The following is an 8,389-nucleotide window of genomic DNA, read 5'->3' as shown; positions in this document are numbered from 1 at the left end:
TGCCGGATGTGTCGGGGTGTCCGGAGGCCGATCCGGTGCGTGAGCTGCTGCCGGATCACGCGGCGTATGTGATCTACACGTCGGGTTCGACCGGTGGTCCCAAGGGGGTGCCGGTGGCGCATCGGTCGATCATGAACCGGATCCGGTGGGGGCTGGACCACTTCGACGTCGGCGTCGAGGACCGCATGATGGTCAGCACCTCGGCCTCCTTCGACGCCTCGGTGCCCGAGATGTTCGCCAACCTGCAGATGGGCGCCTCCGTCGTCGTCGCACGCGCCGACGGGCACCGCGACCCCGCCTACCTGGCCGAGCTGATCCAGCGCGAGCAGGTGACCGGCGCGTTCTTCGTGCCGTCCCTGCTCGCCGCCTTCGTCGCCGAGCCGCTCGCCAAGCAGTGCACCAGCCTGCGCTGGATCGAGGTGGCGGCCGAGGCGTTCCCGGCCGCCCTCGCCAACCGCTTCACCGAACTGCTGCCCGGCTGCTCCGCCAACAACCTCTACGGACCCACCGAGGCGACCGTCGAGGTCACCGGATGGCAGCACGTCCCCGGCTCCGACCGGGTGCCGATCGGCGCCCCGATCTGGAACACCCAGGTCTACGTCCTCGACGCCGCGCTGCGCCCCGTCCCGCCCGGCGTCCCCGGCGAGCTGTACCTGGCCGGGGTGTGCCTGGCCCGCGGCTACCTCGGGCAGACCCCGCTCACCTCGGAACGGTTCGTGGCCTGCCCGTACGGAGCCCCCGGCACCCGCATGTACCGCACCGGGGACCTGGTGCGGTGGACCAAGGACGGACAGGTCGACTACATCGGCCGCACCGACTCCCAGGTCAAGGTCCGCGGCTTCCGCATCGAACTGGGCGAGATCGAGCACGTGCTGACCGGGCACCCCGCGGTGGCCCAGGCGGCGGTCGTCGTGCGCGAGGACCAGAAGGGCGAACAGCGCCTGGTCGCCTACGTGGCACCCGACCCGGACGCCGCGGTGGCCGATGCCGACGCCCAGGTGGACGAGTGGCGCCAGGTCTACGACGAGAGCTACGCCGACTCCGCCGAACAGGCCTGGGGAGAGGACTTCCAGGGCTGGAAGTCGGTGTACGACGGCGAGCCGATCCCCGTGGAGCAGATGCGCGAGTGGCGTGACGCGGCGGTGACGCGGGTGCTGCGCTTCGCCCCGCGCCGGGTGCTGGAGGTCGGTGTCGGCTCCGGCCTGCTCCTGGCCGGGATCGTCGGCGAGGTCGAGGAGTACTGGGGCACCGACATCTCGGCCACGGTCGTGGACCGGCTCCGGGCACAGACCGAGAAGGCCGGCCACGCGGACCGGGTCCGGCTGGCCGCGCAAGCCGCCCACGACGTCTCGGGGCTGCCCCGCGAGGCCTTCGACACCATCGTCGTCAACTCGGTGGTGCAGTACTTCCCGAGCGCCGCCTACCTGGACCTCGTGCTGGGCGAGTTGATGGACCTCCTCGCTCCGGGTGGCCGGCTGATCGTCGGTGACGTCCGCAACGCCGCCACGCTGCGGCTGCTGACGACCGCGGAGAAGCGGGCCGCGCAGCCGCACGCCTCGCACGAGGAGATACGGGCGCTCGTCGAGCAGGCGCTGCTCGCCGAGCGGGAGCTGGTGGTGGCCCCGGAGTGGTTCACCGAATGGGCCGCGGACCGCGCCGCCGGCGTCGACATCCGGCTCAAGGAGGGGCACGCCCACAACGAGCTGACCCGGCACCGCTACGAGGTCGTCCTGCACAAGCGGCCGGCCGCCGTCCTCGACCTGGCCGAGGTGCCCGCCCTGGCGTGGGGCCGCGACGTGACCGACCCGGCGCGGCTGGCCGGCCGGACGGGCGACGGCCCGGTCCGGGTGACCGGGATACCCAACGCGCGGCTGGTCGAGGAGGCCGCCGCCGCGTCCGCCTCCGGCGTCATGGCCTCGAACGCCCCACAGGGCGCGGCGGTGGATCCGCAGGAGATCGCCGACATCGCTCGCCGGCAGGGCGGGGAGGCCGTGCTCACCTGGTCCGCCGAGGCCGCCCACTGCTTCGACGCGGTACTGCTGCCCGAGCCGAAGGCCGTCGGCGGAGGATTCGTCCCCGGCCCCGCCACCGGGCGGATGCGGATCAACGCCCCCGCCCTGGCCAAGTCGATCGGTCCCCTCCTGGCCGAACTGCCCGAGTACCTGCGCGAACGCCTGCCCGACTACATGGTCCCGGCCACCGTGGTGCCGCTCGCGGAGATCCCGCTGAACCCGGCCGGCAAGCTCGACCGGCGCGCGCTGCCCGCGGAGCACACCACCACCGTGAGCAGCGGCGAGCCGCGCAACTCCCACGAGGAGAAGCTGTGCGCCCTGTTCGGCGAGCTGCTGGGCCTGGAGAGGGTGGGGATCGACGACGACTTCTTCGTGCTCGGCGGGCACTCGCTGCTGGCCACCCGGCTCAGCGCACGCATCCGCAAGCAGTTCGGCCTCGACGTGCCGCTGCGGACGATCATCCAGTACCCGACCGTGGCCGAGCTGGCGGCGCTGGTGCTCATCGGCGGCATCCCCGACGACCACAACGGTTCCTTCGAGGTCGTGCTGCCGCTCAACAGGGACCCCGGCACGGGCAAGCCGCCGGTGTGGTTCCTGCACGGCGGAGGCGGACTCGGCTGGGCGTACTTCACCTTCGTCCCCTACGTCCAGGACCGCCCGGCCTACGCCCTGCAGTCCCGCGGCTCCAACGGCACCGACTCGCTGGCCGGTTCGGTCCGGGAGATGGTCGACGACTACCTCGCCGAGATCCTCCGCATCCAGCCGGAAGGCCCCTTCCACCTCGTCGGCTGGTCCTACGGCGGCCCGATCGCGCACGCCCTCGCGGTGGAACTGGACCGGCTCGGGCACCGGGTCGACCTCGTCGCGGTACTGGACGCCCAGCCCGCGACCACCCATCCGGAAAGCGGGTTCAAGCAGGTCTCCGGCAGGACGCCGGACCTGTACCGGGCGGACGTCGAGGAGGTCTTCGGCCAGTTCATGAACACCCGCAGCATGGACAGCTTCCTGGACACCATGTCGAAGGTGGGCGCCAACAACCTGAACAAGATGGGCGACTTCGAATCGCCGGTCTACCGCGGTGACCTGCTGTACTTCAACGCCAGGCTCGACAAGACCGAGGAGGTCTCCTCCTGGGGGCCCGACTGGCGGCCGCACGTCCTCGGCTCCATCGAGGAGCACGCGGTGGACGCCACGCACCACGACCTGCACATGCCCAAGCCGGCGGGCCAGATCATGAGCGTCATCGCCGAGCGGCTGGCACGGTGACCGGCACAGCAGGGCCCGGGCGGGAGCGGGACCGGCCCGTGCTGGTGTGCGCGCCGTTCGCCGGAGCGGGGCCGTCGTTCTTCCACCCGTGGCGGGCGCTGTCCGCCGGCCGGTGGCGCGTGGTCCCGGTCGAACTGCCCGGCCGCGAACGGCTGATCCTGCACACGCCGTACCGCAACGTCGTGGAGGCGGCCCGCAACGCGGTCGACGACGTCGTCGCCGAGGCGGGGGAGGGCGCGCGGATCTCACTGTTCGGGCACAGCCTGGGCGCGGTGCTCGCCTATGAGCTGACGCATCTGCTGACCGCGCGCGGCGTCGCCGTCGAACGGCTCGTCGTGAGCGGCTCGCCGGGCCCGTGGACGCAGCGGGCCAGACGCGCGACCGGCCTGCCCGACGAGGAGTTCCTCGCCCGGGTCGAGGAGTTCGCCGGCTTCCGGCACGAGGCCCTGGACCATCCGGAGATGCGGGAGCTGATCCTGCCCGTGCTCCAGGCCGACTGCGAGATGCACGAGAACTACGTGCCGAGCACCGACGAACCGGTCACGGTGCCGATCTGCTCCCTCCGGGGCGCCCACGACGGTCTGGTGGGCGCGGACCAGGCACACGAATGGCAGAAGGCGACCACCGGTGCCTTCAGCTACGCGGAGTTCCCCGGCGACCACATGTACCTGGTGGACCACGGCCGCGAGGTACTGGACCTGATCGGGAGCGAGTCCGCCCCAGCCCGCCCACCGTTCGACAAGGATGCCGAGGAGAGCACCACATGGACGAGCCCATCGTCAGCCTGACCGACCCCGAGTTCGTGGAGGACCCGGTCTGCGCCTACGCGCGCCTGCGGGAGCGGTCCCCGCTCGTCCGGGTCGGATTCCCCGGCGGGCCGCGCGTCTGGCTGATCACGCGCAACGAGGACATCAAGACGGCGCTGAGCGACCCGCGGCTCGTGGTGGACCACAGCAACGTGCCGGGCCACCGCGGACCCAGCCTGGTGGACCAGATGGTCGCGTCCCTCGACCTGCCGGACGAGTTCCGGGACTACGTCGCGGCCAACATGATGCTCAAGGACGGCCGGGACCACGCGCGCCAGCGCCGCCTCGTCACCCCGGCGTTCACCGTCCGGCGCATCAAGGAGCTGCGCCCGCGCATCGAGGAGATCTCCGCCCGCCTCCTGGACGACCTGGCCCGCAAGGGGAGCGGTGACCTCATCGAGGACTACTCCTCCCCCCTGACCGGGACCGTCATCTGCGAGCTCATCGGCATCGACGAGGCCGACCAGCCCCAGGTGCGCACGTGGATGAACGACTACGCCGACGCCGACGCCGACCTCGCCGGGAGCGCCCAGGGCATGGTCGACTACGTGCGCAAGCTCATCGTGCGCCGCAGGGCGGAACCCGCGGAGGACATGATCTCCACTCTGGTGCAGACGAGCGACGAGGACGGCGACCGGCTCAGCGAGGCCGAGATCATCTCAATGGTGCTCCTCGTGGTGAACAATGGGCACCACTCCACGTCCCACTTCATCCCCAACGCGGTCCTCGCGCTTCTCGACAACCCCGACCAGCTGGCCCTGCTGCGGGCCAGGCCACAGGCGCTGCCGCACGCCGTCCACGAGCTGATGCGGGTGGCGAACCCCGTCCCGGCCGCCGGCCCCCGCTACGCCACGGAGGACCTGGAGTTCGCCGGGACGCCGATCCGCCGCGGCGACGCCCTCATCGGCTCCCTGGTCTCCGCCAATCACGACCCGGACGTCTTCCCCGAGCCCGGACGGTGCGACGTGGAGCGCGTCCTGCCACGCGGACGGAGCCACCTGGCCTTCGGCGCGGGCCCGCACTACTGCACCGGCGCGGCCCTGGCCAACCTGGAGGGCGAGATAGCCATCGACCACCTGATGCTCCGGCGTGACACCCTGGAGGTCACCGTGGACCGCGCCGACCTGACCTACACCGAGGCCACCCCCGGCGGCGCACGGCTGCTCGACGCGCTTCCGGTGCGGCTGTGAGCGGCTGACCGGCCCCTCACGCGCCGGGCCCCCGGACGCGGCGGCGTCCGGGGGCCCGGCTCACGGGCGGCGGCGCGTCAGCGCCCCCGCTGGTCCTTCACGAGGTCGCCCAGCCGGTCCACACCCAGGCCGATCTCCTTCGGGGTGAGCACACTGAAGGAGAGCCGGGCCTGGTGGAATCCCGCGGTGCCGGCGTAGAAGTGGTGCATGGGCGTCCACAGCACGCCGAACTTGGAGGCCGAGTACTCGAGCATCTCCTCGTCCGCCACGAACGGCAGGGTGACGACGACGAACATCCCGCCCTGCGGCGCGTTCCACGAGACCTCCCGCGGCCGTCCCGGCACCGGCGGGAAGACCGCCGCGAGCCGGTCGAGCACGGTGGCCAGGTTCCGCCGGTAGACGCGGGCCTCCCGCGCGGTGGCGCGCTTGAGGCTGAACCCGTTCTCGATCAGGTATCCGCCGATCACCGCCTGGGCGACGGTCGAGGTGTTCAGCGTCACCATGCTCTTGAGTCTGGCGAGATGGTCGGCGAGGAGCACGGGGCCGGCGGCGCCGTCCCCCGCCGAGGACACCGGCTGGTCCGCGATGATGTAACCCACCCGGGCACCGGCGAAGGCGGACTTGGCGAAGGACCCGAGGTGGATCACCTGGCGGTGCTCGTCCAGGGACTTGAGCATGGGCCGCCGCGAACCGCCGGCCGAGAAGAAGGAGTAGGGATTGTCCTCCAGCACGAGGATCCGCTCCCGCCGCGCCAGCGCCAGCAGGGCGACCCGGTCCGCCGTCGACATGCTCGCGCCACTCGGATTGGCGAAGTCCGGGACGACGTAACAGGCGCGCGGGCGCAGCCCCTCGCGCCGCGCCGCGGCTATCTGCCGTTCCAGGTCGTCCAGGTCGATGCCGCCCGTGCCCTCACGGACGGGACGCAGGGGCGCGCCGGCCACGCGGGCCGCGCCGATGAACCCCACGTAGTTGGGCTCCGCCGCCAGGAGGACGTCGCGACTGTCCCGGACCAGGGCGCGCAGCAGGATCACCATCGCCTCCTGGCAGCCGGTGGTCACCACGATGCTCTCCGGGTCCACGGTCAGGCCCTCGTCGACCTCCAGCTGACGGGCTATCAGTTCGTGGATGAAGCCCTTGGTCCGGCCGTACTGGAAGAAGGTGCGCCGCACCTGCTCGGCGGGGAGGCCGACCTCGTCCTCCAAGTGGCGCCGGAACGTCGTGAGATGACGGGACAGGTCCTCGACGTCGTAGAAACCCTCGAACGGGCGGCCGGCGGAGAAGGAGACGGCGCTCGGGTAGCGTCCGGCGAGCTCGTTGAGCAGGGTCATGGAGGTCAGTGCGGGGTCGTCCACCGACTCGTGCAGGTCCGTGATGCTCAGGAACGCGGGCGCCGGGTGTACGGCCATAGTCACGCCATCCTCATCCGTTGGACACGTTGGACACGTTGGACACATCGGGCACGTCGCGTGGGGCCGGAGCCGTGGGGGCGCCCTGGACAGGAGGGGGCAGCCGCGCTCGGCCGGGTTCCGCACCGGGGAGACGGGCGCCGCCGCGACGCCTGTGCCCGCAGGGGCACGGCACGCGGTGCCTCGTCGGACCCTCATATTAGACGCGTGACCTGACGCACCGCAGTGCTTCGCGGCGCATGCCGGGACGGGGGAGGAATTCCGCGGGATTCCGCGGTGCGCGCCGATCCGCCACGGGACGGGCGGGCGCGCCCGGTGTGTCCCGTCAGCGGGACACACCGGGGAGCGACTAGGCCCGCCCTCCCTTTACCGGTGCTCGCCGGAGCCCCGGGGACGGCGCGAGGAACATTGACACCCTTCCGTGCGGCGGACAGAGTGTTGAACCGCCGGGGAACCGGCGAAAAGGCGCGGGGGAGTTCCGCTGCGACCGGCCGGCGACAACCGGCCGAAGGACCGCCGGCGGACCCGAATTCCGTTCCCGCACGCCGTGAACGCGACCCGTGAACCGCGTCCGCCGGTACGAGACCACATCGCCGGGCGGTCGCCCCCCGTCGACCACGCCCGAGCTGCCGGCGACACCGCGCCGGTACCCCGGCCCTCCACTTTTCCACGTCCGGAGCCGTAAACCGCCGAAGCCCGTGAAGCGGGAATCCGCGACGGTTTCGAGAACGTGTCCCGCAAGTCGGCATCACCTCACAACCCGAAAAGGAAGTGACGCATGAACACAATGGGAGAGGGCGTTCTGGAGAAAGCCGCGGCGGAATACGCCGAACAGGGCTTCTCCATCATCCGCGGCGTCGTGCCGCGGGATCTGCTGGACGAGGTGCGTGCCCACGTCGACTGGCTCACCGGCAAGTACCCGGATCTGCGTCCCGAGCACCTGCACCACCCGTTGATCCGCAATGACGCCTTCTGGGCCCGGCTGGTCTCGGACTCCCGCCTGGTGGACATCGCGGAGTTCTTCCTCGGGCCCGATCTCGCGTGCTTCACCGCCCACTACATCTGCAAGCCCCCGTACGACGGGCAGCCCGTGCTGTGGCACCAGGACGGCGCGTACTGGACGCTGAGCCCGATGGAGGCGCTGACGGTGTGGCTGGCCGTCGACGAGAGCACCACCGAGAACGGCTGCCTGCGGATGATCCCCGGGAGCCACGAACTGCCGCTGCACAAGCCGCAGGTGCGCACCGACCAGCCCAACATGCTCTTCTCCAGCTCCGACGAGACGCTGGTGCGGGAGTGGGTGGACAAGCGCGGTGTCGTGGACATCGAGCTCCAGCCGGGTGACGTGTCGATCCACCACCCCCATCTGCTGCACTACTCGGAGGCGAACACCTCCGCCAAGCGGCGCTGCGGTCTGGACATCGGATACATCTCGACGGCCACGCGGATCCACAGCGAGGGCGTCTACCTCGACCCGCTGCTCGTGCGCGGGACCGACGCCGCCGGCCTCAACCAGTACCGTCCCTTCCCGGCCTACCAGGAGGGCGAGACGATCCCCTTCGCCGGCCGCAAGGAGTGGAACGAACAGGTGGCCGTGCGCAACGAGGCGCTGCCGTCGAGCTCCTGGGACGCGGCGCTGGAGAGCCCGATCGAGACGACCCGGCACATGATCGACCGGCTGCGCGAAGGCACCGTCAAGAGCTGATCAC

5 protein-coding genes are annotated in these 8,389 nt (G+C 71.3%); 4 read left to right on the top strand and 1 reads right to left on the bottom strand.

The window, feature by feature from the left end:
* From ABTZ58_RS08045 to ABTZ58_RS08035, 3 genes are all read left to right on the top strand, one after another.
* On the top strand, nucleotides 1-3,278 hold a 3,278-nt coding region (locus ABTZ58_RS08045; protein WP_351351840.1), incomplete at its 5' end, for an amino acid adenylation domain-containing protein.
* Nucleotides 3,275-4,066 carry a thioesterase II family protein gene (locus tag ABTZ58_RS08040; RefSeq protein WP_351351837.1) on the top strand — a complete coding sequence of 264 codons (792 nt, stop codon included), beginning with the start codon at nucleotides 3,275-3,277 and terminating at the stop codon, nucleotides 4,064-4,066. The genes ABTZ58_RS08045 and ABTZ58_RS08040, both read left to right, overlap by 4 nt.
* Nucleotides 4,042-5,274 (top strand): cytochrome P450 family protein, encoded by a 1,233-nt coding sequence (locus ABTZ58_RS08035; protein ID WP_351351834.1) that lies wholly within the window; start codon nucleotides 4,042-4,044, stop codon nucleotides 5,272-5,274. Before ABTZ58_RS08040 ends, ABTZ58_RS08035 begins: the two co-directional genes overlap by 25 nt.
* A gap of 77 nt (nucleotides 5,275-5,351) precedes the next feature.
* Here ABTZ58_RS08035 and ABTZ58_RS08030 read toward each other — a convergent pair whose 3' ends face one another.
* Nucleotides 5,352-6,680 carry an aminotransferase-like domain-containing protein gene (locus ABTZ58_RS08030; RefSeq protein ID WP_351351831.1) on the bottom strand — a complete coding sequence of 443 codons (1,329 nt, stop codon included), beginning with the start codon at nucleotides 6,678-6,680 and terminating at the stop codon, nucleotides 5,352-5,354.
* A gap of 778 nt (nucleotides 6,681-7,458) precedes the next feature.
* Here ABTZ58_RS08030 and ABTZ58_RS08025 point away from each other — a divergent pair.
* Nucleotides 7,459-8,385, top strand: a complete 927-nt coding sequence (locus ABTZ58_RS08025; RefSeq protein ID WP_351351828.1) for a phytanoyl-CoA dioxygenase family protein — start codon at nucleotides 7,459-7,461, stop codon at nucleotides 8,383-8,385.
* Nucleotides 8,386-8,389: the final 4 nt, after the last annotated feature.

The organism is Streptomyces sp. NPDC094143 (genome assembly GCF_040303825.1).
In the GTDB taxonomy this organism is placed as follows: domain Bacteria; phylum Actinomycetota; class Actinomycetes; order Streptomycetales; family Streptomycetaceae; genus Streptomyces.
This window is presented reverse-complemented; position numbering and strand designations above follow the sequence as displayed.

Excerpts from the sequence above, each read along its gene's own strand:
- ABTZ58_RS08035 (WP_351351834.1), top strand. The coding sequence starts at position 4,042 with ATGGACGAGCCCATCGTCAGCCTGACCGACCCCGAGTTCGTGGAGGAC.
- ABTZ58_RS08030 (WP_351351831.1), bottom strand. The coding sequence starts at position 6,680 with ATGGCCGTACACCCGGCGCCCGCGTTCCTGAGCATCACGGACCTGCAC.
- ABTZ58_RS08025 (WP_351351828.1), top strand. The coding sequence starts at position 7,459 with ATGAACACAATGGGAGAGGGCGTTCTGGAGAAAGCCGCGGCGGAATAC.